This window comes from Neptuniibacter marinus, assembly GCF_965223595.1.
Classification (GTDB): domain Bacteria; phylum Pseudomonadota; class Gammaproteobacteria; order Pseudomonadales; family Balneatricaceae; genus Neptuniibacter; species Neptuniibacter marinus.
The window spans coordinates 352,439-374,953 of sequence record NZ_OZ245004.1; the positions used below are offsets into that span (position 1 = coordinate 352,439).

The window sequence follows — 22,515 nt, forward strand, 5'->3', positions numbered from 1 at the left end:
AGATCTGACACATCATCTTGAAAAAGAGAGAGTTACCCGTTTTGATAAAGGTGTCGAATCTTAAATCAAAACAAAAGGTAACTCTCATGATCCATACTAACAATCCAATCATTAAACACAAAGCTGGCTTGCTGAATTTGGCAGAAGAGCTTGGGAATGTGTCCAAAGCATGCAAAGTCATGGGCGTATCACGAGATACGTTTTATCGTTATCAGGAACTTGTTGAAGAAGGTGGTATCGATAGCCTGATCAACAAAAGCCGTAGAGCACCGAATCCCAAGAACAGAGTGGATGAAGCAACAGAACAAGCTGTCGTTGCTTATGCCATTGAACAACCCGCTCATGGTCAGCACCGTACCAGTAATGAACTACGTAAGTCGGGTGTCTTTGTATCAGGTAGTGGCGTCCGTTCAATTTGGGTTCGACATAATCTTGAGAACTTTAAAAAGAGACTGAAAGCTTTAGAAGATAAAGTTGCTAACGACGGCATCATCCTGAGCGATGCTCAGGTTGCAGCGCTTGAGAAAAAGAAATCTGATGATGAAGCATGCGGTGAAATTGAGACGATACACCCAGGTTATCTGGGGTCTCAGGACACCTTTTACGTAGGTAACCTGAAAGGCGTTGGCCGTATATACCAACAGACCTTTGTGGATACTTACAGCAAAATCGCTTTCTGTAAGCTCTATACCACTAAAACACCGATTACTGCTGCAGATACACTCAACGATAAGGTATTACCGTTCTTTGAAGAACAGGAGCTTCCTATGCTGCGTATTCTTACAGACCGAGGAACTGAATACTGTGGTCGGGTCGATCAGCATGATTACCAGCTTTATCTTGCTATAAACGATATTGATCACACCAAAACTAAAGCGATGTCCCCACAAACAAATGGTATATGTGAACGCTTTCATAAAACGATCTTGAATGAGTTCTATCAAGTAACTTTCCGTAAAAAGCTCTACGAATCACTTGAGGAACTACAAAAAGATCTGGACGGCTGGATGGAATACTACAACAATGAACGAACTCATCAGGGCAAGGTATGTTGCGGTAGAACGCCAATGGAAACGTTGCTTGATGGTAAACGGGTCTGGGCCGAGAAGAATTTAGCCCAGATCTAAACTGACAGACACCAGATAAAAAACGGGTAACTGTCAGATCAAGTCTGAGCTACTACATTTTATCTGATCTCCTTCCAGCTTTCGGCCCTTGCGGCTATTCTCTCTGTAGTTGTTTTATATGGCTATTGGATGGATGTTGAGTTTTTATATCGACCTATAATGCAGGAGCCCGCTACGCACCCCGTCACCGCGTTATTATCTTTATCTCTTGGTATCTCCATTTTCTTGCCGAATCATCAACCCATTATTAATTCCACTAAAAAAGTAGTTGTAATAGTCTGTGGAATTATCGTCCTTATGGTCATTATTGACTATGTCTTTAATACAGACCTTATGCCGCCTAATATTATTTTTAAGCAAGAGGTGTTTGATTCTAATGGCTCTGTTTTTGTTAATTACTTAAGTGTTAATACTGCAATTATGCTCTTGATGATCAGCAGCGCGGTGCTGGCTGATATATATGGGAGACAGAATGTTCAGCAGCTAATAGCTTACTTGGCAATCTCTATCCCATGTATTTCCTTTATTGGATATGCTTATGGGCTGGAAACATTCTATAGCCATATGTCTTTATATACGGCGATAATTGGCTTTCTATTGGGGTGGGCTGTGTTAGCGAGAACCTCAAACTATGGTGGTTTAAAAGCGATTTTAAGTCCTTATTTAGGTGGGAGTATCGCTCGCTATCAATCAATCAGTGGGATGTTACTACCGTTCTCTGTTGGTTTGTTTTTTGTCTCATTATCTAATGAGCTGAATTCTTCTTATATAGCGATGTTTGTTATATTTGTGACATGGTTTCTTGTGTTAATGGTTGGCATCTCAGCTTATGTTCAAGAAAAAATTGACGCCGCTCGACGGGAAGTGACTGAAAAGTTAATTTTAGCCGCTATTACAGATCCTTTGACCGGTTTGTATAATCGCCGTCAGTTTTTTTATTTGGGCATGAAGGAGTTGAGAAGAGCGCATCGTTCGGGTAGTGCTGTAGCTGTATTGATGATTGATATAGATGATTTCAAAATCATTAATGATACTGCTGGCCATGATGTAGGGGATCAAGTACTGATTGCTGTTTCAAATACCCTGTCTGCCGTTTTACGAGAATTCGATTTAGTTTGTCGGTTTGGTGGGGAGGAGTTTTGTGTTCTCATTACCGATACTTCGAAACAAGGGGTTGAAGAGGTTTGTAATAAAATCAACTCAACAATTCGCGGTTTAGATATTAATTCTTGGACTGATTTACATGGTCCGGTAACTGTGTCTATAGGTGCTTGTTTAATTGAGAAAAAGATAGATTTAGAATCTGCCTTGAAGGTTGCTGATGCGGCTATGTATCAGGCTAAGAGCTTGGGTAAAAACCAAACCTATTATTCTCTAACGTTTTTGAGTGTCGATAATGGGTTGCAATAAGAGTATTTATGGATAATTTTTACCACGAGCTAGAAGGTTTTTCTAATACGGTTCAGATTGTTGACAATCGTCACTATCAATCTATACCTGATGATTGGTTTATCTCTGTTATTGATGTGCGAGCTTCGACTGAAGCTATTAAGGCAGGGCGCTATAGGGATGTTAATTTTGTTGGCGCGGCGGCTATTACCTCCCATTTGAACCTTATTAGCCGTGATCTGCCATTTATGTTTGGTGGTGACGGGGCAACGATTTTAATTAAAAAAAGTATGTATGGAGTTGCGCAGGAAGTACTTCAATCTTTGAGCTTTTACGCTAAAGAGAGTTTTGACTTTGACCTGCATGCAGGGCTTGTGCCTGTTAGTGCTGTTCGTGCAATGGGTCGAGATGTAAAGGTTGCTAAATATTTATCAGGTGAGAGTCCTCCGCAAGCTATGTTTAAGGGCGGCGGGGTTAGTTTAGCTGAGTCTTTAGTGAAGTCCTCCCCTGAGTATCGAGTGGCTCCAAAATGCTGTTTTTCTAAAGAAAAAATATTTGCTGGCTTGTCTTGTCTTGTCGCTGGAAGCCAATCCCATCGTCGACAGGGGTGACTTTGTCGATTTTAGTTCAGCCTATGCAGCTCGATGATGAACAAGCCGTTAAAAGGGCAATTGCAAAGTTTGAGAGCCTGCTAGGGACCTCTTTATCCTGCCTGAATCCAATCAATATGCAGCAGGCGAGTTATGAGTCGTTTTTTAAGAACTTTAAACGCCAACTAAGTATTTCCGAGATCAAACCGAGCAAAGCCTTTTTCGCAGCAATGGGTGAAGTGTTTATTTCGATCCCATTATTCCGTTTGGGGCTGTATAAATATTTTCCTCAACTAAAAAACTATATGGAAAAGATCTCTACTCATTGCGATTTTCATAAATACGATGACACCTTAAGAATGGTGATTAATTGCTCGGAACGGGAGCATAGAGCGCTGGTTGCTTATTTGGAATCAGAATATGAGCAGCAGCAGATCTTTTTTGGGGTCAGTGCATCTGATGCCGCTCAAATGACTTGTCATGTTGAGAGTATTGCCGACGGCGAGCATTTGCACTTTATTGATGGTTCGGATGGAGGTTATGCGATGGCCGCGGTTGGCCTGAAAAATCAACGTTTGGCGGCTCAGCAGTGATCAAAGTTGCTTTTTAACGGCATCAAGCTTCTCTTTGAGGATTTCAATTTTTCCGACTGTATTTGCTTTTTTCGGGCGGCTTTCATCTACGGTATTTATGCTTTTTAATAAGGTGGAAAGTTCCCTGGAGCGCAGTTTGAGCTCTTTTTTAACCTGTTTATCAATATAACCTAGCTCCTTTAGTGCTTGTGTCGCTTCATGCATTAGCTCAGGCAAAATATCGATAATATTTTTTTCATTAGGCATCTCTTCTAAATGCTCTTGAAGAGTGTCTCTCGCAGTAAGCCAGGCTTCGAGCTCATTAATCTCATATGTGGATAAGAGCGCTGCTACATGAGGGGCTACTTGGTTTACATTAATATCAAAATCGACGATCAGCTTCTCTTGCCCTGCTATTTCGCGAATACATTTTACTTTGCTGTCGGTGGTAATAAACTTCATACAGCTCCCCTCTATTCAATAAGTGGTTTGTGCGCATCTAGCTCCATTACCAGTTGCATAATTTCTGGGTTCTTTTCGAAACGCTCTTCTTCTTTTGCTTGGCGGAGATACTCTTCTGATACGTCAATTGCCCGAAGTAAATATTCATACGCTATATGATCTGCTTGTAGATCAGAAAATGCGCAAGCTAATTGGAAGAAAGCGTGGCCATTATCGGCCTCTAGCTCCAATGCTTTGTTACATAAAGCGATCGCCCACTGTGGGTTGTCTAGTTCAAGTGCTGCGTCAGCTTTGTACGTTAGTGCTTCTGCACTGTCGGGTCTTAATTCAAGAATTTGGTCATAGAGCTTTATTTTCTGCTCCCAGGATGCTTCTTGTCCTGCTTTTAACCAGTAGGCTTGCACTTCGTTGGTTGTTTCAATTTCTTGCTGATTTTCCTTGATGACGGCGGATTTAGAGATCAAGCCTCTTTCAAGTTCATCTAGTCGAGATTCATAGTCGATAATGAGCTGACTAATTTTGGTTTCAGCATGGCCTTGAATGTTGTTGCGTATATCACGCAAAGAGTTCCAGCCGACGAGTAGCAAAGCAGAGCTTGTCGCAGCAATAAGATAGAAGAAGTAAGTGACAGTATCTGTGGCATAAGTGGCTGCAATTTCCGCTACATGAAGCTGCCGGTCTGTGATCTCTTTGGTGTATTCAACCCTAAGATTTTGCTGTTCAATCCTAAGCTGTTTGAGCTCATCAATAATGTAGCGCTCTATAAATGGGTTATATAAAGGTTGTTCTAGTGTATTGATTTTGTCTTCAGATACAGTGTTTTTAACTGTCTCAGTAGATGAAGTTTCTGCCCAGACGGCATTAAGGCTTAAAATAATGAATGAGATGAGTAGGATAGATATTCTTCTGAACACAGTGTTTAAGCCTTGAGTTGGTTTTTAGTCATATGCCGATGTTCCACCCTATATGCAGAAAAGGTGATGCTTTTGCATTGGTAGTTAGGCTGGGGTACCTGTTCGAGCGTCGCTCTTAGCCACACTGACATAGAGATACCCCAGCGTCTACGCTGCTGATCACTTTACTGCTCTTTTTAGCGGTTAAACAGCTATTTTGCGGATAACATCGCCGTGGTTTTCCTCTTCAATTAGCGCGACATGAAGTGCTTTTATCCCCTTCTCATAGTCGCTTTGTTCCACTATACACTGCATCTCTACTTGTCTAACGGATTGATGGAGGGCGAGAATGTTGATATCAGCGTTTGATAACGCCGAGATAGTTTTTGCCAGAATACCTTTTACTTTTATATCTGAGCCAACTGCAGAGATTATAGCGATCTTATGCATGCTTACTTCTGCAGAGGGATACTGCTGTTCAATTAATCTCATCACACGGTTAATTTTTTTCCGTGTACTAACCGCATAAAACGTAATGCTGTTGGCATCGGCATCTTTATTGACGATGGATATTTTTAACTCTTTCATCAGTTTTGAGATATAAATATCGTAGTCTGGGCTGCCCAGCATTTCTTGGTCAAAAATTTCGATGCCGACTGCGTCGTTACGTCCTGTAATAATCTCTACGCAAGGCCGAGGGTTACAGTAATTGTTATCAATAACAGTACCTAAGTGTTCAGGCTCGAAAGTATTTTTAATACGAATGGGAATGCCCGACTTACGAATCTCTCGTGCGGCTCTAGGGTGGATTGCTTCCATACCTAAATTGGAGAGTTGATCAGCAACGTCAAAATTAGTCATACCTATAGTGACGACATTCTCTTCGCCTACTAATTTAGGGTCTGCGCTGCTTAAGTGAAACTCTTTATGAATAACTGCTTCGCGGGCATTTGTTAAAGCCGCAATTTTTGCGAAGGTCATCTCACTATAACCGCGATCAAAGGTTCGCATCAGCTGTTCTTCGCAATGAGTATAGCCGGTTACAATTAATAGCTCTTTACTTGGGTCTAATGGCAGCAGGTGATGTTTTATCATTTCATCGACAGGTAGGGACTGCTCTTGCTTCCAGCCAGTTAGATCGACAAACCGCGCAGGGAGCTCATTCTGTTGGAGTAGTTTGACTGTATTGTAAGCACTGTGCGCTTCGCCAATAGAGGCAAGCATCTCACGTATCGTGGATAAGTGTTCTTCCAGTTGAAAATGACCATAGGAACACAAGTTATGTAGATTTTTCATACAGCGTTCAGTATCGGCTATGCGCGCAGAAATAAAGGTGTTAGCAGCGCTGAGATCATCTCCGGTAAACATAAGCTCATTGATTTCTAACAGCTTTGTTTTTACTTTAGCAAGCTGATCGATCCATGCATCTTCTTCTTCGGCTTCAGCAAAGCAGCTATATACCCCGGCATCACCTGTCTTTTTATGTTCGAGTAACAGGTCTGTAACGCCGCTATAAGCGGAGACAACAAATATGCGGTTAAATAGGCTGCCATTTTTTTTGCGTAACAAAATATTATTTAATACTTCTGTAAAACGGCTCATTGAGGTGCCGCCAATCTTTTCTACTGTATGTGTCATTGTGTTTCCCTAAGGTGTTGATCCTTCTTTCTTTTGTTAGATGATCTGTTTAGGAAAACCTTCGCCTATGGTTTTTCACTGAAAATCGGATCTAACATCGTGCGGTTAAGAGTTGCGATTTACCCGTTTACTGAATCTTTGGGGGTGGCGGTCGCCTGTGTTTTTTAGACAGAAAAGAACAGTAAATACTTTCTTTAGCAAAGACTGCCTCTATTCAAGAGGGTTTGAAAACCACCTAATGAAGAGCCCTATCAGGTATGTTACTTATCTAAATGAATTACAAATTTACAATGTAATTCATTTAGATGAGTCATGTCGTGCTTAGTTGTGGGCGTGGTGATTCTATTTTGCTCTGCTTAAGATTAGCTTTCGTCTATTGGATAAACGCCATTCTCATCATGAACTTCCAGCCCTGTTAAAGGCGGGTTAAATACGCAAGCGAGTTTCAATTCTGTATGTGCCCGCAGCATGTGTTCATCATTTTTGTCTAGAATATAAATAGTGCCAGGTTTAATAGAATGAATCGCTGCGTCTTCTAGCGTCTCTACTTCACCTTCTCCACTAATACAGTAAACAGATTCCAAATGGTTTTGATACCAAATATGGGTCTCTGTACCCGCGTAGATAGTGGTGATATGGAAGGAAAAACCCATATTATCTTCTTTAAGCAGTAGTCGAGTGCTTTCCCAATGTTTGTCTGGGGATACTACGCGTCGTGCGCTCTGTTCAGCTTCTTTCAGTGTTCTAACAATCATTCTTGGTATCCTTAATTAGCCGATTTCGTGATAAACGTCGTCAAAGTAACAATTATCTTCTGGCATTTTTGATTCAATGGCACAAACTGCTTTAACTGCATTCTCAACGATATCTATGCCTCGTTTGAGATTTTCGTCACTGATAGTTAATGGGCAAAGAAACTTAATGACCTGGTCATCGGCACCGCTGGTTTCAATCATTACACCCTGTTGGAATGCGATACGTGTAATTTTACTAGCCAGTTCACCATTTACGCAGTTGATTCCTTGGAACATACCGCGACCACGGGTACTGAAGTTCCCTTCACCATATTCTGCAACAATGCTGTTTAGACGTTGTGAAATATAGTTGCCTTTACGTTTAACGCTGTCTGCGAATGTGTTGTCCGACCAATAATGATCGATGGCCGCTTTAGCAGTGACGAAGGCAAAGTTATTACCACGGAATGTACCGTTATGTTCACCGGGTTTCCATTGATCGAGCTCTGGGCTAATCAGTACCACAGCAAAGGGTAAACCGTATCCACCAAGTGATTTTGATAGCGTGATGATATCAGGTTTTATACCAGCTTCTTCAAAGCTGAAGTAGCTACCTGTTCGTCCACAGCCTGCTTGGATGTCATCTACGATCAGAAGGATTTTGTGCTTTTTACATACGGCTTCTAAATTACGTAGCCATTCGAAGCTTGCGGCATTAATGCCACCTTCACCTTGAACTGTTTCTACGATGACAGCGGCGGGCGTATCAATACCACTACTTGAGTCCATGAGTAGTTTTTCTAGATAAGCTGTTGTGTCAATGTTTTCACCAAGGTAGCCGTCATAAGGAACACGGCTAACGCCATTTAAACTTACGCCTGCAGCACCACGGTGGTGGGAGTTACCTGTTGCAGCCAGTGCGCCTAAGCTTACACCGTGAAATCCATTAGTGAAGGCAATAATGTTTTCTCTACCAGTAATGTTGCGTGCTAATTTTAATGCAGCTTCAACCGCATTGGTGCCTGTTGGCCCAGTAAACTGAACAACATAGTCGAGATCCCTAGGTTTAAGGATTTTTTCGTTGAATGCCTCTAGGAATTGTCCTTTGGCTGTAGTATGTAGATCCAAGCCATGCGTAATGCCATCGCTTTGAATGTATTCGAGGAGTTTTTCTTTAAATAGGTCGTTGTTGTGCCCATAATTTAACGTACCTGCACCTGCTAAGAAGTCGAGATACTCTGTGCCGTCTTCTGAATAAAGGTACTCGCCTTTAGCGCGGTTAAAAACACGCGGAAATGAACGGGCATAGGACTGAACTTCTGATTCGATCTCATCGAAAATTTTCATTATGTAAATCTCTTAATTAACTTTTTGTAACACTCTTTAACGCTATTTTCTAAGCGGTAAGAGGATCAAATGATTTAGCGGGGCCTGCTAGATAAAGTACTTCATCTTCATGATCTTTATCTAAGTGCACACCGCTTTTGAATAAGGTCTTACTGTCAACGTCCATTAGATGGTCGTTAAAGAAGCGTTCAAATAGCTGTTTAGAAGCAGAGTTACTTGGTGAGATTGTGGTCTCAAGGTAACGAATGCCAGGATTGCGACTAAATAATTGGGCGAGCATTTTTTGTGCAATGCCTTTGCCTCTGAACTCTTTATCTAATGCGACCTGCCAGATGAATAAGGTTTCTGGGCGATTTTGGGGAATGTATCCAGAAATAAATCCGACAATCTTATTGCTAGATGTTTCAGCAATAATAGAAGTATTTGAAAAGTCCCTGCACTGGATCAAATTACAATAAAGGGAATTTTGATCTAGAGGAGGGCAGCGCTTTATAAGTTGATGTACATCCTGTCCATCAGCTATTTGGGGTTTTCTGTATGTGATTTTATCCATAGTATTCATATCGATTAGCCTTGCTAATGTTTAGTAATACTAAACATTTTAAAGCATTTTTTCAAGAATTATTCACTAATATCCCAGAATATTACTGATTTTATGTGTTTTTTGGCGAGTTTCTATGATTTATATATTTAGTTTTACGAAGTAAATTGTCTCGTATATACTTTTGACTGTACTATTTTTGCAAAATTTGATGAGTGCTTTTGATAGATGGAAAAGAGTCAAGAGGCGTTAGTTTTGTTGCGCCAAATTATTAGAGTAACCGATATGCAGGAAAAAGAGATTAGCCGTAGTACGGGGTTGACTCTTCCGCAATTGATGGTAATGCAAACCCTGCGTCAGATGTCGCCTATCACTACAGGTGAATTAGCCAAGGAGATCTCCCTTACCCAAGCAACGGTTACAAGTATCTTGGATCGTTTAGAGAAAAGGGGCCTTGTCTCCCGTGAGAGGGGGGTGGAGGATAAACGCAAAGTTTGGATTAATTTAACCGAGCAAGGGTTGGATTTAATGAAGGGTGCGCCAACCACTCAACAAGATATTTTTTCCCGCCGTTTTGATGATATGCAACAGTGGGAACAATCAATGGTTGTGGCTGCTTTAGAGCGAGTTGCTTTTATGCTTGATGCGCAACATCTTGATGCTGCACCTGTGCTTGGTATAGGTCAGCTTGATAGAGGAATGAACTAACTAAGTCTGCACTCTGTTACTTAGGGTTGAGTCTATTAGACTCAATCCATCTTGCTTTACAATCTTTTTTACTTCTTCTGCGATCCCGATTCCTGTCGCTTTTTTTAGCACCGCTTTGTTCTTTAGCTATAGCTTTTATACTGCTAAAACAGATCGTTTGTGCGACGCAAAAAAATAAGCCCCGAAGATTAGGTTGTGACCTTCGGGGCTAACTTATCAGGTAGCTAAACTGTTGTTAGGCGGCTGAAGTTGGAGTGTGCTCTTCTGTCGGGGCTGTTTTCTTCGTTGTCAGGTACAACCAAATAAACCCCGTTACACCCGCAGAAAGAGAGGCGAATAAAATGCCTGTTTTGGCCATTAATAAATCTTCCGGGTAGTCGGCAAAACCTAATTCTGCAATAAATATCGACATTGTGAAGCCGATCCCCCCCATAAATGCGACACCAATAATGTGATGCATATTGAGGCCTTTAGGAAGGTTGCAGACGCCGAGCTTGACTGCAACCCATGTGAAACCGGCTATACCGATTAATTTACCTGCAACTAAGCCAGCACCAATACCCATTGCAACGGGATGGACAATGATTCCGCCAATATTTGACCAATCAATCGGAACTCCAGCATTAGCTAACGCGAAGATAGGGATCACTATATAAGCGGTTAATAGGTGCAGTTTGTTTTCTAGAATTTGAGCAGGTGCTTGCACTAAGTTGACACCATCTCCTAACGCGCGAACTCTTGAGCGAAGCGCATCGTTGACAATGATGTTCTCATCTTGCTTGTAAGCATCTTTAATTTTTTGCACGCCACCATTTATAAGCGATAAAAAGCGCTTGGGGTCGTATTTGGGTTTCATTGGGATGATAAACGCGAGAATAACACCGGCAAGTGTTGCATGAATTCCGCTCTTTAGCATGGCAATCCAAAGGAGTACACCTATCAATAGGTAGGGCGATAGCCTGCGTACTCCCGCTAAGTTTAAAGCGATAAGTGTGAATATAAAGAATCCTACGAGTGCTAGCGCCATCATATTCAAGGTGTCGGTATAGAAAAGAGCGATGACGATAACGGCACCTAAGTCATCTACGATTGCCAAGGCAACCAAGAACATAAGTAGACTTTGGGGAACGCGGTTTCCAAGTAAGGCTAATGCTCCTAATGCGAAAGCAATATCAGTTGCCATTGGAATGCCCCAACCATCACTAACGTGCCCTGTTGGATTAATAATAACGTAGATTAATGCAGGTACTAACATGCCTCCTACTGCCGCAATAATAGGGAGTAGAGCCTGTTTTACATTGGCTAATTCGCCAACCAGTAGTTCCCGTTTTAATTCTAAGCCTACAATAAGAAAAAAGATGGCCATCAAGCCATCATTAATCCAATGATGCAATGACTTAGAAAGTTGGAAATTTTCTAGGCCAATGATTAAATGGGTTGTGAATAAATGGTGGTACATATCTCCAAACTGGCTATTGGCAATAATCAAAGCAATTACCGCACAGAGCATCAATAAGACACCACTGGTTGTTTGTCGATGGATGAACTCTTCTAATGGGGATAAAACCTTATCAAAAGCACGTTCCCAAGGTGCAATATATTCCTTTCCCAAAAGTCGACGTTTCTGCTTCATCTTACTCTCCCGCTTAATAACCATTTTGATATTAAGCCCTTCAACGTTATTGTTCGTTGATAGGGTTAATATTCAAGTCGTATAACACTCATAATACTGTAATTTCTATTTATAACTACAGATCTACATAGCGAACTCTTGTTTAAGATACTGTGTTCTTGGATAAATAAATACAAATGAAAAAGCTAAACTAAGCTGTACAGATTAAAGTCTGAAGTGCTTAATAAATTATGCAGATCAGTTTAGACTACTTTTGATAATTCTTCTTCAAAAATAGAGAGTTACTTATTGCTCTCTTAAGGGTAAATCTATACTCCACAGCTTGTGATGAAAATACTTGATGGCAAATATTTTTTATCTGCATTTGTCATTAATTTCGATTTGTTTTTTGCATATTACCAATCGGATTGCTTTTTTATACGGCGGTGGCCGATTTAAAGGTGAAAAGATAGTTTAACCAAAGGTAAATCAGAGGTTAGGTAACTGTTTGGGGAATTGGATTTTAAAATAACTATGTGTATTTAAAGTTTTTTTGTGGTGTGAGCAGGTTGAAAGGCGCTTGCGGACAAACCCCTTTCTATGTCTTTTAGGTTGGAGTTTTATGCATCGTAATTTTGTGGATAAAGTGCTTTCCGTGCTTTCCGTGCTTCATCATCTAATACTGATTTAAACTCTGAATTCGTGTGGATTTCTCTTGCCTGTGTCACGGAGGGTCGACTATTAATGGCATAAAACCAGCGATTAAGGTTGGGGTATTGCTTTAAGGCATCGTCACCGAGTATAGGGATAAATTTATCGATCCAGCCCCGCGCAGCCATATCAACAATGGTGTAGCTATTGTCCACGATAAACTCAGCATTTTTTAGTTGCTTATCAAGCACCTGTAGTGGCGTTAATTTCGCTGCATTTTTTTGAGCGGTTGTTTTTTTGGTAGCCTAACCTCTTTTAAATGGTTGTTCAAAATCAATTTAATTTAAGATCAAGTAATACAGCCCATATAGAGAAATATGCTGTGCGTGAAGTGATCTTCTGTATTGGCGAATAGACTACATACTCGATTTATGCATAAGATTTAAAACGTATTTATAGGTGCTTTAGTAGGATCTAGTCATATTTGGTAGTTAAAGAAGGGTATGTATTAAGTGAGCTGGATAGCACGTTTTTTAGAGATGCAGATTTTTTAGAGATGCAGAAAAGGTGAGTGAGCTAGAAATGAGTTGTAAGGGAATTTAAGAAGTGGTGCCCAGAGACGGAATCGAACCGCCGACACGAGGATTTTCAATCCTCTGCTCTACCGACTGAGCTATCTGGGCATGATGAGTCGATCCAGAGACAAAAAAGGCCTGCGATTTAATATGCAAGCCTTCTATGTAAGTGGTGCCCAGAGACGGAATCGAACCGCCGACACGAGGATTTTCAATCCTCTGCTCTACCGACTGAGCTATCTGGGCTACTCAAGTGGCGCGTATTAAACCGTCTTCACGTAAAACTGTCAACCACTTGTTAGAAAAAAACTATTTCGAAGGAGGCACATAGCCTTCGGCCTTCTCGTAGTCACCGCCCGTCATGAATTTTTCCATCTCGGATTGTAGATATTCACGGGTTGACGGGTCCATTAAGCTCAAATGTTTTTCGTTAATAATCATGGTTTGGTGGTCGGTCCACTCTTTCCATGCTTTTTTGGATACGTTGTCATAAATATCTTGGCCTTTCGAACCAGGATAAGGAGGACGGTCTAGCCCCTCAAGTTCCTCTTTGTATTTTCGACATAAAACAGTACGGCTCATTTGTAACTCCGAAAGCGTTCAATTCTGGGTGAGTTGGCGAGTGATTCCAGTAGTTTTTTAACTGGTGCAGCTAAGCCAACATTGTCTGGTTGCTGTATGTTATACCAGAGCATAGGTTTTCCTTCCATGACACAGTCTGTAGGGGTATTTATTTGTGCTTGTACCGGTGTGATATCTAAATGGAAGTGACTAAAAGTATGGCGGATTGGAGCTAAGGTTTGAATCGACGCCTGGTCTAGCTCTAAGCCTGTTTCATTGAAAGTATCTCTAAGATCAGCCACTTGTGGAAAACTCCATAAGCCGCCCCATAAACCACTAGGTGGGCGCTGATAAAGTAGTACTTCATCTTCTTTATGTTGTTGCAGGATCAACATATAAGTTTGTTTAATTGGCAGGGTCTTTTTCGGCTTAGGTGTAGGCAATTGATCGGTTTTACCTAGCTCCCATGCTTTGCACCCTTGTTGTAGTGGGCAGAGTAAGCAGCTAGGTTTGCTTCGAGTACAAAGGGTGGCACCTAAGTCCATCATCGCTTGGGTGTAGTCTGCTACTCGTTCTTGAGGCGTATTTTGTTCTGCATATTGCCACAAGGTTTTCTGGTTTGCGGTTGTACCTGGCCAGCCTTCTATTGCATAGAAACGCGCGAGTACTCTTTTAACATTGCCATCAAGAATGGGGGCCCACTTGCCCGTGCTGATCGATAATATAGCACCAGCAGTAGAGCGGCCTATTCCAGGTAGTGCTTCTAGTTCAAGAACGGTTTCGGGGAACTGTCCGTTGAGTTCATTGGCGACTATTTGGGCCGTTTTATGAAGATTGCGGGCACGGGCGTAATAGCCTAAGCCTGTCCATAAGTGGAGTACTTTATCTTGCTCAGCTTTAGCTAAAGAGCCTACAGTAGGAAAGCGTTTAATAAAGCGCTGGTAGTATGGAATAACTGTAGTGACTTGGGTCTGTTGAAGCATTATCTCCGAGATCCAAGTGTGGTAAGCGTCTTTGTTTTGCTGCCATGGAAGGTCATGGCGGCCGTGCTGGTCAAACCAGTCCAGCACGGCGCTTGAGAAGTTCTCAGAGAGCATTATATTTAGAAGAGCCCTTTAAGTTTGCTATCAAGCTTATCTTTAAGTTTCTCTTTGGCTTCTTCCTTTTTGGCATCAACTTTTTCTTTCACTTCTGCTTTTTGAGCCTCAACTTTTTCCTTTACCTGATTTTTTAGCGCATCGCTAATAAAGCTGAAATCAGGTTTACACAGTTTTACCGGATCGCTATCAAAGCTACCTTTACAATCGACTGGAATCTCTACGCCTTCAAGTTTGTCAGGGAAGGAGCAGGTTTCCTTAAATAGATTCTTTTCGACCATAAAGCCTAAACGGTAATCAAGAAGCTGTTTAGGTAGGTTTACTGTGCCTTTGCCGCTTAAGCTCATCGCATCCAGAGCGGCTTTTAAGTCTTGGTTATTAATGACACCATTTTTAATATTGGCGGATGCACCCATATTGGCAAACGGAGTGGATTTATCCACTTCCTGAGTGTTTACGCCGAGAGAGCTTATATTGTTAAGGCCCTGACAAACCGTTTGGGCCATATCGATACCGTGCAGTTCGCCATCTTTCATGTTGACGTCTGCTGTACCTGTAACGCTGTTAACAAAATCAAATACAGAGTTACCGCGTAAGGTTAAATTGGATTTAGAATTTAATGAACCGGTAAGCTGATCTACATCCGCTAGTGCTTTGAGCATCTCACCGATCTGGATACCTGAGATAGATTTCTGTGAAGTAATGACCGGAGTGTTGTTGCGCACATCAAGAGTCACATTATTTCTAACGCTACCTTTGTACAGATCCGCATCAATTTTGCTCGCTTTTATTAACCCATTATGAGCACTTACTTTTACTAAAATATTACTTACATCGAGGTTTGCGACATGCAATGATTTTAAGCCAACGCTAAGGTCGAGAGCTAATGAGCGGAGAGTATCGATGGGTAATATTTCATCTTTTGAATAGCCGGTATTAGCCGTTGTTGAAGCACTTTTTTCCGCTGTAGAGGCGTCTGATGCTTTTTTATCTGTTGCTGGTGGCATGTAGCGATCAGCATCTAGTTTGTCTCCTTGAATATTCAGGCTGATGTTGCTGTTCGCTAAGTTAAAAGCTGCTGAACCACTGAACTTAGTGTCATCCAAGGTCAGGTTCAATGTTTTAGCTGTTACAGTGTTGGCGGGACCTGCCAGCTCTGTATTGAAGCTAATTGCTGAGAGAGCATCAGAATCTGTAGTTTCAATCTCGGCTTGTCCTATAGCGGTCAATAATTTATTGAGATCAAAGGATGCTACAGATAGTTTACCTGTGATAATCGGTGCCGCGAAGCTACTTACCGCTAAATTACCTGTAGCCTTTAGATTTGCTAAGGAAAGGGTTAGGTCAGCTAGGGTTAGCTGTTGTGTTGCTAAATTAGCTTCTATGTTTGCTGTGCTTGTGATCTCTAAGCTTTTACCCGCTAAAGGTTTGCCCGATAAAGTAAACTTACTATCTAGGCCTTTAATTTTGTAAAGCTGGTTATCAAGATCTAAGAAAAACTCAGCAGATAGATTAGCCGCAGCTTTTACCTGTTCTTCACCTTTGACTAGTTGCGTTGCATTGAAACGTAACTCTGCAGGGAAAAAGGCATTAGTAACGACTTGGCCAGAACTCATATTAAAATCACTTAGCAGTGCTTGAGTCTCTGTGCTTTTATCTAAATAGTTAATATTACCGTTGCTTATTTGGATACTCTCTATATTAAGAGCAATCGCTGGAGATGATGACTTTTCCGTGCTGACTTCAGTTTTTGTACTTGTCTCACCTTCACTAGAGACTGTACTGCTAACCTCTGCGAGCCAGTTTGTTGAACCATCTTTCTCTTTAACAAGGTTTAGCTGAAGTCCATCGACAACGATGCTCTTCATCTCAACCTTACCTGAGATCAGTGCGGGAATACGAACCGCTAACTGTGCCTTGTTTAAGCTAGCCAGATCGTTTTTACCTGGAAACTTAACATCAATTTTATTAACTTCTAGCCCAAGCCAAGGAAAAACTGACCAGCCTATATCGCCATTGATCTTAAGCTCAATGCCGCCTTCTTTTAACGCTGCTTTTTCAATTTCAGGCTTATATTCATTTGGGTCGAAAAACGCGCCGAGAATAGCACCACCGGCGACAATCAATACAACCACCAGTACGCCTAATCCGGCAACAAGTTTCAGCAAACCTTTCATTATTCTCTCCTTGGCTAGGGGTTTGATCTGTGAGGATAAACAGTATTAGTGAAGTTTCAATCTTTTACGCTTAAGAGGGGATGAATAAATTTTAATAGCAGACTTGGTTTTTGCCATTTTCCTTAGCTTTATAGAGAGCTTTGTCGGCTTGTTTTAGCATTAGCTCTTGATCTGGGAAGTTTAAATCCAACTCGCCGATACCCATACTTGCTGTAATGGTTAAGCTATCACTGCTGGTGATTTGGACGTTTAATTGTTCAAGTAGCAATCTATAGCGCTCGGCGATATTAATAGCTCCAGCTGCTGTAGTTTCTGGAAGTATGATTAAAAACTCTTCACCGCCATAACGGCAGATGATATCGCTGGTTCGTGAATTGTGTTCAAGCGTTTGAGCAGCCATTTTTAAAACCACATCACCTGAACCGTGACCATAAGTGTCATTAATACTCTTGAAGTTGTCTAGGTCTAATATGATAAGGGATAGTGGTCGCTTTTTTCGTATCGCATCTGTGCAAAGGTTTATTAACTGTTTGGTCCCTTCTCTGCGATTATAGATACTGGTTAGATCGTCATAGGAAGCTAAGCGTTGGAACTTGTTTTCTAGGTTCTTCTGTTCAGTAATATCAATAATTGCACCAATTAAGCCGGCAACAGCTCCCGTCTCATCACAAAAGGTTGCCTTGTGCAGTTTGACATAGCTGCTATCTTTATCGGAACGATGAATAGGTGTTTCATTAATCTGAACACCCGGTTCATTGATCAACTGTTTATCTAAGATGGTAAAAACATCTGCAACCTCTGGGGCAAACAGTTGATAAGCGGTTTTGCCAATAATAACTTCCCTTTCGACCCCAGCATATTCGGTATAGGCTTTATTGCAACCAAGGTATCTGCCATGAATATCTTTGTAATAGATAGGAAAAGGTAAAGCGTCTATCACTAAGAGTAGCGCTTTATTATTGTCCCGCAAAAGTTGATGTAGCTTTGTATCATCCATCTGAATTATGTGCCTAGCTTATTTGCTCTCCTTTCAAGATAGTTCATCTATGCAACTTTTGCTTGAAACGAATGCTGATGTAACGGTGCATGGAGATGACTATGGTTGTATAATTGCTGCTCTGATAATACTAGCGGGAGATAACCATGGCGGAACGCACAGCCAAGGTAAGCCGAAACACTTTAGAGACACAAATTACTGTGTCCGTAAATATTGATGGTACTGGCCAATTTAAGGCAGATACCGGTGTGCCTTTTTTAGAGCATATGATGGAGCAGATCTCCCGTCATGGCCTGATTGATCTGGATATCCAGGCGAAGGGTGATAACCACATTGATGATCACCACACCGTAGAAGATATAGGGATTACCTTAGGTCAAGCGTTTAAAGAAGCGGTAGGTGATCGTAAAGGCATTATGCGTTATGGCCATGCTTATTGCCCGCTGGATGAGGCCTTGTCGCGTGTCGTTATCGACTTTTCCGGCCGTCCAGGTTTAGAGATGAAGGTTGATTTTACCCGTGGAAATATAGGGCGTTTTGATACTCAGCTGTTCTGGGAGTTCTTCCAAGGTTTTGTAAATCATGCGGGTGTTACGCTGCATGTGGATAACTTGAAAGGTTTTAATGCTCATCATCAAGCAGAAACGATTTTCAAAGCTTTCGGTCGTGCGCTACGTTATGCATTAGAGATAGATGCGCGTGCGGCTAATGTCATGCCTTCTACAAAAGGGTGCTTATAAACTATGTCGAGCGTAGCTGTAATCGACTATGGAATGGGCAACTTACACTCAGTTGCCAAAGCGTTGGAGTCTGTTGAGCCGGGTGTTGAGGTTCGAGTAACGGCGGATCCAGCGCTGGTGGCTAGTGCTGATCGAGTTATTTTACCCGGAGTGGGTGCTATTCGTGATTGCGTTGCTGAGATGTTGCGTCTTGGGGTTGATAAAGAAGTCACAGAGGCTATTGAATCGGGTAAACCGTTTTTAGGTATTTGTGTCGGTATGCAGGCGCTGATGAAGCATTCCGAAGAGAATGGTGGTGTTGAATGCTTGTCGCAGTTCGACGGAAATGTGAAATACTTTGGTGATAACTTAGAAGAAAATGGCCAGCGCCTAAAAGTACCACATATGGGCTGGAATGAGGTTTCTCAGTTAGGTGACCATCCGTTGTGGGCTGATATAGCTGATGGCAGCCGCTTCTATTTTGTCCACAGCTATTATGTGGAAGCAAAGCGCCGCGATCTTGTGGCGGGTGTTTGTCATTATGGTAAGCAGTTTGATGTGGCGTTGGCGAGGGGTAATGCTTTTGCCGTGCAGTTCCACCCAGAAAAAAGCTCAAAAGCGGGGCTGCAATTGTTGAAGAACTTCCTTAACTGGGACGGTAAAATCTAATGGCATTAGCAAAACGCATTATTCCCTGCTTAGACGTAGAAAACGGTCGCGTTGTTAAGGGTGTTCAGTTTGTCGATATTCGTGATGCAGGGGATCCTGTGGAAGTAGCTAAACGCTATGATGAACAGGGGGCTGATGAGATCACTTTTCTTGATATCACTGCAACTCACGAAGGTCGTGACACTATGGTTCATACGGTGGAACGTATGGCTTCTCAAGTGTTTATCCCGCTGACTGTTGGCGGCGGTATTCGTACCTGCGATGATATACGCACTATGCTTAATGCAGGAGCAGATAAAGTCTCGATTAACTCTGCTGCAGTATTTAATCCTGAATTTGTAAAAGAAGCCGCCGACCGCTTTGGTTCTCAGTGTATTGTGGTCGCAATTGATGCCAAGAAAGTTTCTAACGAGGGTGAAGAGAACCGTTGGGAGATTTTTACCCATGGTGGGCGAAAACCTACAGGCATTGATGCGGTCGAATGGGCGCAAAAAATGGTTGATTTAGGTGCTGGCGAGATATTGCTAACCTCTATGGATCAGGATGGGGTGAAAAATGGCTATGATCTTGAGGTCACGCGTGCAATCAGTGAAGCGGTAAATGTGCCGATTATTGCTTCTGGTGGTGTTGGTAATTTAGATCATCTTGTTGAAGGCTGTATTGAAGGAAAAGCGGATGCCGTTTTAGCGGCTTCAATTTTTCATTTTAATGAGTACTCTATTCCTCAAGCAAAAGAGCATATGCGTAAAAATGGTATAGAGGTTCGCCTTTAAAAATGTTTTCCTAGGCTACTTGATAAGTAAAGCTCCGAAAGGGGCTTTTTTATTGTCTGCGGTAAGGGTGATTGGCCATTTCCTGATTCAGCTTTACTCAGGATCTGGGGCTTATTCGTTATGATTTATGTAACTGTTGAACTAAATCAATTCTTATTATTAATAATATACGATTGTTTTATTGATGATACTTGTTGATAGAGGCTAAAGTACTATGACATGTTATTTTCATAGAGGTCCGGCATGAACACTAAAAACAATAAACGTCTTTATAGTCGCGCTAAGGCTCAGCTTTGTTTAGCGATCGCTATTGGTCTTACCTCCTTTTCAGCTTCTGCTGCTTTACTTCAGATGCATGAAGGCGAACTGTTAAATTCTTGTCATCTGTTACATAAAAATTCAGCTTCAGCAGAAGCGCTTGCTTGTGCGACCTATATCAGCGGGTTTTTAGATGGTGCGTTAATTACAGATAAGAACAACGCTGACGAACTAAAACAGGCGGAAAAAAGTGGCTTTATGGAGCGGGCATTACGTACGCGATTGGGTGATCGAGGTTCGGATGATAGCTACCTTCATTTTTGTGTGCCGAGTTCAAAAGCTAGGGCGGATGTGATTGAGCAATTAGCACCTTATCTTTCTGATAGAGATGATGATGCGATAGCACTTAAAAATTCTATTTTTACCGGCCTTAAATCAGAATTTCCCTGCCAAAAAACACCTAAATAATAGCGTTCTTTCCCTTCCCGAGACAGAGGGAAGGGTTTTTATGTCCTTACGTCGTTAGGCAAGTAGAAGAACTTTCTTCACCAGCTTTTCGATACCTGTCGCTGCTTCTGTAATTGAGCCTGCAAGCATATAAGCGGGGGTTGTTACGACGTTTAGGGCTTCATCGACCACAATATCGTCAACTGCGCAGTTGATATGAGTGCCTCCCATCGTTTCTGCAGCATTAATTGTGTCTATATCATTCCCTAGGGTGAATTTAACGGTATTTCCGAATAGCAGTGGGCTAATCGCTGGCGTTATACAGATTAAACCTACCGGCTTGCCTGCTTTATGCATTGCCTGAGTGAATGCGGCAACGTCGCTATTCACTTGGCAATTAGAACCGTTGATGGCGAAATCTGATAAGTTTTTAGCTGCACCAAATCCACCTGGGATGATTAAAGCATCATAATCTGCAGCTTTGGCCATCGCTAAGTCGATAATGTCTCCGCGAGCTAAACGCGCGGCCTCTATTAAAACGTTGCGCGTGTCACCTTCGGTCACTTCACCTGTCATGTGGTTGATAGTATGTAACTGATCAATATTAGGAGCCATACATTGATATTCAGCCCCATTTTTTGCAACTTCTAATAGAGTGAGTACTGATTCATAAATTTCAGAACCATCGTAAACACCACAGCCTGATAAAATCACAGCGATTTTTTTCATAACTTTAAGTCCTTTAACTTTGCATCATATGAGTTCGGTCATACCCTTTTGGGTAGAGATTAAGATAAGATCTATTTTATTACTATTATGATAAAGAATGACCGAAAAATAGGTTTAAACTCAGTTTTAAGTCCTGATGTCATATGCTTGTCATCTTTTTTATGTCCAATTCACCTATACATATTAGAAGGGAGTTGTCGTGTCCTTTAATAACAGCCAACGTTTTTTTCCAGAAACCCGTATGCGTCGTATGCGTGCGAGTAATTTTTCGCGTCGCCTTATGCGTGAAAATGTTTTGACTCCAGATGACCTTATCTATCCCGTTTTTGTGATTGAGGGGGAGAACGAAACAGAGCAAGTGGCTTCAATGCCGGGCGTGGAACGCATGAGTATTGATTTGTTGGTAAAAGAAGCTAAAGCGCTTGAGTCGCTCGGTGTGCCTGCGATGGCGTTATTTCCGGTAACGCCTTTAGATGTAAAAACTGAGTTCGCCGAAGAAGCTTACAATCCCGATGGGCTTGCGCAGCGAGCGGTTAAAGCGATTAAGGATGCTTGCCCTGAAATGGGCATTATGACGGATGTGGCATTAGATCCATTTACCACCCATGGACAGGACGGCATTATCGATGAAACCGGTTATGTTTTAAATGACCGTACCGTTGATACACTCATTAAACAAGCAGCTTCCCATGCAGAAGCGGGGGCTGATGTTATTGCTCCTAGCGATATGATGGATGGTCGTATAGGTGCGATTCGTGATGAGCTAGAAAGTGAGGGTTTTGTTAATACCCTTATTATGGCCTATTCTGCTAAGTATGCGAGTACTTACTATGGCCCTTTCCGCGATGCAGTTGGTTCTGCTGGAAATATTGGTAAAGGTAATAAGTTTAGTTATCAAATGGACCCCGCGAACAGTGACGAAGCTTTGCATGAAGTTGCATTGGATTTAGCTGAAGGCGCAGATATGGTCATGGTTAAACCAGGGATGCCATATTTAGATATTGTCCGTCGCGTAAAAGATGAATTAAAAGCCCCTACCTATGCTTATCAGGTCAGTGGTGAATACGCTATGCATATGGCGGCCTTTCAAAATGGTTGGTTGGATGAGCGTAGTGTGATGTTGGAGTCGCTGGTCGCATTTAAGCGGGCTGGGGCTGATGGTGTGTTGACATATTTTGCTAAGCGTGTCGCGCAGTTATTAAATGAATAGTTGTCCCAATATATCTTGGGGCGCACTGATCTAGGAAAT

General features: G+C 41.9%; 22 protein-coding genes, 2 tRNA genes and 1 pseudogene. 10 read left to right on the top strand and 15 right to left on the bottom strand.

All coding sequences use genetic code 11. The annotated features are described in order from the left end of the window. Positions 1 to 86: 86 nt before the first annotated feature. From ACOQOE_RS01620 to ACOQOE_RS01635, 4 genes are all read left to right on the top strand, one after another. Positions 87 to 1,127 carry an IS481 family transposase gene (locus ACOQOE_RS01620; protein ID WP_420553798.1) on the top strand — a complete coding sequence of 347 codons (1,041 nt, stop codon included), beginning with the start codon at positions 87 to 89 and terminating at the stop codon, positions 1,125 to 1,127. A 129-nt stretch (positions 1,128 to 1,256) separates the two neighbouring features. Further along, the gene (locus ACOQOE_RS01625; protein WP_420554753.1) at positions 1,257 to 2,537 is read left to right on the top strand and encodes a GGDEF domain-containing protein; all 1,281 of its coding nucleotides are present in this window, start codon (positions 1,257 to 1,259) and stop codon (positions 2,535 to 2,537) included. 8 nt (positions 2,538 to 2,545) lie between these two features. Beyond that, the gene (locus tag ACOQOE_RS01630; RefSeq protein ID WP_420554754.1) at positions 2,546 to 3,127 is read left to right on the top strand and encodes a DUF3095 family protein; all 582 of its coding nucleotides are present in this window, start codon (positions 2,546 to 2,548) and stop codon (positions 3,125 to 3,127) included. Positions 3,128 to 3,129: 2 nt separating this feature from the next. Then, positions 3,130 to 3,699: a DUF3095 family protein gene (locus ACOQOE_RS01635; protein WP_420554755.1), complete on the top strand. Its 570-nt coding sequence runs from the start codon at positions 3,130 to 3,132 to the stop codon at positions 3,697 to 3,699. On the opposite strand, the gene ACOQOE_RS01640 is transcribed toward ACOQOE_RS01635, so the two are convergent. From ACOQOE_RS01640 to ectA, 6 genes are all read right to left on the bottom strand, one after another. After that, a complete protein-coding gene (locus tag ACOQOE_RS01640) occupies positions 3,700 to 4,140 on the bottom strand; it encodes a hypothetical protein (RefSeq protein ID WP_067868755.1) in 441 nt (146 codons plus the stop codon). Between the two features lie 11 nt (positions 4,141 to 4,151). Beyond that, positions 4,152 to 5,054: a hypothetical protein gene (locus ACOQOE_RS01645; protein WP_067868758.1), complete on the bottom strand. Its 903-nt coding sequence runs from the start codon at positions 5,052 to 5,054 to the stop codon at positions 4,152 to 4,154. A gap of 183 nt (positions 5,055 to 5,237) precedes the next feature. Next, on the bottom strand, positions 5,238 to 6,671 hold the full coding sequence (locus ACOQOE_RS01650) for an aspartate kinase (RefSeq protein WP_067868760.1): 1,434 nt from the start codon (positions 6,669 to 6,671) through the stop codon (positions 5,238 to 5,240). Between the two features lie 362 nt (positions 6,672 to 7,033). After that, positions 7,034 to 7,426 (bottom strand): ectoine synthase, encoded by a 393-nt coding sequence (locus ACOQOE_RS01655; RefSeq protein ID WP_067868762.1) that lies wholly within the window; start codon positions 7,424 to 7,426, stop codon positions 7,034 to 7,036. A gap of 15 nt (positions 7,427 to 7,441) precedes the next feature. Continuing rightward, positions 7,442 to 8,752 carry a diaminobutyrate--2-oxoglutarate transaminase gene (gene ectB / locus ACOQOE_RS01660; RefSeq protein ID WP_067868765.1) on the bottom strand — a complete coding sequence of 437 codons (1,311 nt, stop codon included), beginning with the start codon at positions 8,750 to 8,752 and terminating at the stop codon, positions 7,442 to 7,444. Positions 8,753 to 8,801: 49 nt separating this feature from the next. Beyond that, on the bottom strand, positions 8,802 to 9,314 hold the full coding sequence (gene ectA / locus ACOQOE_RS01665) for a diaminobutyrate acetyltransferase (protein ID WP_231867993.1): 513 nt from the start codon (positions 9,312 to 9,314) through the stop codon (positions 8,802 to 8,804). 207 nt (positions 9,315 to 9,521) lie between these two features. On the opposite strand from ectA, the gene ACOQOE_RS01670 reads away from it, so the two are divergent. Continuing rightward, entirely contained in the window at positions 9,522 to 10,001 is a 480-nt protein-coding gene (locus tag ACOQOE_RS01670) for a MarR family winged helix-turn-helix transcriptional regulator (protein WP_420554756.1), read from the top strand. A 235-nt stretch (positions 10,002 to 10,236) separates the two neighbouring features. Here ACOQOE_RS01670 and nhaA read toward each other — a convergent pair whose 3' ends face one another. The 8 genes and pseudogenes from nhaA to ACOQOE_RS01710 form a co-directional block, all read right to left on the bottom strand. Further along, complete coding sequence (nhaA, locus tag ACOQOE_RS01675; RefSeq protein ID WP_067868864.1) at positions 10,237 to 11,634, bottom strand: Na+/H+ antiporter NhaA; 1,398 nt, start codon at positions 11,632 to 11,634, stop codon at positions 10,237 to 10,239. Positions 11,635 to 12,233: 599 nt separating this feature from the next. After that, a pseudogene (locus tag ACOQOE_RS01680) lies at positions 12,234 to 12,551 on the bottom strand (glutathione binding-like protein); the annotation flags it as partial. Between the two features lie 320 nt (positions 12,552 to 12,871). Then, a tRNA-Phe gene (locus tag ACOQOE_RS01685) sits at positions 12,872 to 12,947 on the bottom strand. Between the two features lie 62 nt (positions 12,948 to 13,009). Next, positions 13,010 to 13,085: transfer RNA gene (locus ACOQOE_RS01690), tRNA-Phe, on the bottom strand. 63 nt (positions 13,086 to 13,148) lie between these two features. Then, the gene (locus ACOQOE_RS01695) at positions 13,149 to 13,421 is read right to left on the bottom strand and encodes an oxidative damage protection protein (protein ID WP_067868771.1); all 273 of its coding nucleotides are present in this window, start codon (positions 13,419 to 13,421) and stop codon (positions 13,149 to 13,151) included. Continuing rightward, on the bottom strand, positions 13,418 to 14,497 hold the full coding sequence (gene mutY / locus ACOQOE_RS01700; protein ID WP_420554757.1) for an A/G-specific adenine glycosylase: 1,080 nt from the start codon (positions 14,495 to 14,497) through the stop codon (positions 13,418 to 13,420). Before mutY ends, ACOQOE_RS01695 begins: the two co-directional genes overlap by 4 nt. 5 nt (positions 14,498 to 14,502) lie before the next feature. Further along, positions 14,503 to 16,674 (bottom strand): AsmA family protein, encoded by a 2,172-nt coding sequence (locus ACOQOE_RS01705; RefSeq protein ID WP_420554758.1) that lies wholly within the window; start codon positions 16,672 to 16,674, stop codon positions 14,503 to 14,505. Positions 16,675 to 16,765: 91 nt separating this feature from the next. Further along, entirely contained in the window at positions 16,766 to 17,671 is a 906-nt protein-coding gene (locus ACOQOE_RS01710) for a diguanylate cyclase (RefSeq protein ID WP_420554759.1), read from the bottom strand. A gap of 146 nt (positions 17,672 to 17,817) precedes the next feature. Here ACOQOE_RS01710 and hisB point away from each other — a divergent pair, with 146 nt between their 5' ends. The 4 genes from hisB (at position 17,818) to ACOQOE_RS01730 (ending at position 20,558) form a co-directional block, all read left to right on the top strand. Continuing rightward, a complete protein-coding gene (gene hisB, locus ACOQOE_RS01715) occupies positions 17,818 to 18,411 on the top strand; it encodes an imidazoleglycerol-phosphate dehydratase HisB (RefSeq protein ID WP_067868783.1) in 594 nt (197 codons plus the stop codon). Positions 18,412 to 18,414: 3 nt separating this feature from the next. Next, positions 18,415 to 19,059 (top strand): imidazole glycerol phosphate synthase subunit HisH, encoded by a 645-nt coding sequence (gene hisH, locus ACOQOE_RS01720; protein WP_067868785.1) that lies wholly within the window; start codon positions 18,415 to 18,417, stop codon positions 19,057 to 19,059. Further along, positions 19,059 to 19,832: an imidazole glycerol phosphate synthase subunit HisF gene (gene hisF, locus ACOQOE_RS01725; RefSeq protein ID WP_067868787.1), complete on the top strand. Its 774-nt coding sequence runs from the start codon at positions 19,059 to 19,061 to the stop codon at positions 19,830 to 19,832. The genes hisH and hisF overlap by 1 nt, the downstream gene beginning before the upstream one ends. Before the next feature lie 243 nt (positions 19,833 to 20,075). Continuing rightward, complete coding sequence (locus ACOQOE_RS01730; RefSeq protein ID WP_067868789.1) at positions 20,076 to 20,558, top strand: hypothetical protein; 483 nt, start codon at positions 20,076 to 20,078, stop codon at positions 20,556 to 20,558. 54 nt (positions 20,559 to 20,612) lie between these two features. On the opposite strand, the gene elbB is transcribed toward ACOQOE_RS01730, so the two are convergent. Beyond that, the gene (gene elbB, locus ACOQOE_RS01735) at positions 20,613 to 21,266 is read right to left on the bottom strand and encodes an isoprenoid biosynthesis glyoxalase ElbB (RefSeq protein ID WP_067868799.1); all 654 of its coding nucleotides are present in this window, start codon (positions 21,264 to 21,266) and stop codon (positions 20,613 to 20,615) included. A 199-nt stretch (positions 21,267 to 21,465) separates the two neighbouring features. Here elbB and hemB point away from each other — a divergent pair, with 199 nt between their 5' ends. Further along, a complete protein-coding gene (gene hemB, locus ACOQOE_RS01740; RefSeq protein ID WP_067868802.1) occupies positions 21,466 to 22,476 on the top strand; it encodes a porphobilinogen synthase in 1,011 nt (336 codons plus the stop codon). The last annotated feature ends 39 nt before the right edge of the window (positions 22,477 to 22,515 follow it).

What these genes read in the sequence shown, in the direction of transcription:
- ACOQOE_RS01620 (WP_420553798.1), top strand. Translation starts at nt 87, where the DNA reads ATGATCCATACTAACAATCCAATCATTAAACACAAAGCTGGCTTGCTG.
- ACOQOE_RS01625 (WP_420554753.1), top strand. Translation starts at nt 1,257, where the DNA reads ATGGATGTTGAGTTTTTATATCGACCTATAATGCAGGAGCCCGCTACG.
- ACOQOE_RS01630 (WP_420554754.1), top strand. Translation starts at nt 2,546, where the DNA reads ATGGATAATTTTTACCACGAGCTAGAAGGTTTTTCTAATACGGTTCAG.
- ACOQOE_RS01640 (WP_067868755.1), bottom strand. Translation starts at nt 4,140, where the DNA reads ATGAAGTTTATTACCACCGACAGCAAAGTAAAATGTATTCGCGAAATA.
- ACOQOE_RS01650 (WP_067868760.1), bottom strand. Translation starts at nt 6,671, where the DNA reads ATGACACATACAGTAGAAAAGATTGGCGGCACCTCAATGAGCCGTTTT.
- ACOQOE_RS01655 (WP_067868762.1), bottom strand. Translation starts at nt 7,426, where the DNA reads ATGATTGTTAGAACACTGAAAGAAGCTGAACAGAGCGCACGACGCGTA.
- ectB (WP_067868765.1), bottom strand. Translation starts at nt 8,752, where the DNA reads ATGAAAATTTTCGATGAGATCGAATCAGAAGTTCAGTCCTATGCCCGT.
- ectA (WP_231867993.1), bottom strand. Translation starts at nt 9,314, where the DNA reads ATGAATACTATGGATAAAATCACATACAGAAAACCCCAAATAGCTGAT.
- ACOQOE_RS01670 (WP_420554756.1), top strand. Translation starts at nt 9,522, where the DNA reads ATGGAAAAGAGTCAAGAGGCGTTAGTTTTGTTGCGCCAAATTATTAGA.
- nhaA (WP_067868864.1), bottom strand. Translation starts at nt 11,634, where the DNA reads ATGAAGCAGAAACGTCGACTTTTGGGAAAGGAATATATTGCACCTTGG.
- ACOQOE_RS01695 (WP_067868771.1), bottom strand. Translation starts at nt 13,421, where the DNA reads ATGAGCCGTACTGTTTTATGTCGAAAATACAAAGAGGAACTTGAGGGG.
- mutY (WP_420554757.1), bottom strand. Translation starts at nt 14,497, where the DNA reads ATGCTCTCTGAGAACTTCTCAAGCGCCGTGCTGGACTGGTTTGACCAG.
- ACOQOE_RS01705 (WP_420554758.1), bottom strand. Translation starts at nt 16,674, where the DNA reads ATGAAAGGTTTGCTGAAACTTGTTGCCGGATTAGGCGTACTGGTGGTT.
- ACOQOE_RS01710 (WP_420554759.1), bottom strand. Translation starts at nt 17,671, where the DNA reads ATGGATGATACAAAGCTACATCAACTTTTGCGGGACAATAATAAAGCG.
- hisB (WP_067868783.1), top strand. Translation starts at nt 17,818, where the DNA reads ATGGCGGAACGCACAGCCAAGGTAAGCCGAAACACTTTAGAGACACAA.
- hisH (WP_067868785.1), top strand. Translation starts at nt 18,415, where the DNA reads ATGTCGAGCGTAGCTGTAATCGACTATGGAATGGGCAACTTACACTCA.
- hisF (WP_067868787.1), top strand. Translation starts at nt 19,059, where the DNA reads ATGGCATTAGCAAAACGCATTATTCCCTGCTTAGACGTAGAAAACGGT.
- ACOQOE_RS01730 (WP_067868789.1), top strand. Translation starts at nt 20,076, where the DNA reads ATGAACACTAAAAACAATAAACGTCTTTATAGTCGCGCTAAGGCTCAG.
- elbB (WP_067868799.1), bottom strand. Translation starts at nt 21,266, where the DNA reads ATGAAAAAAATCGCTGTGATTTTATCAGGCTGTGGTGTTTACGATGGT.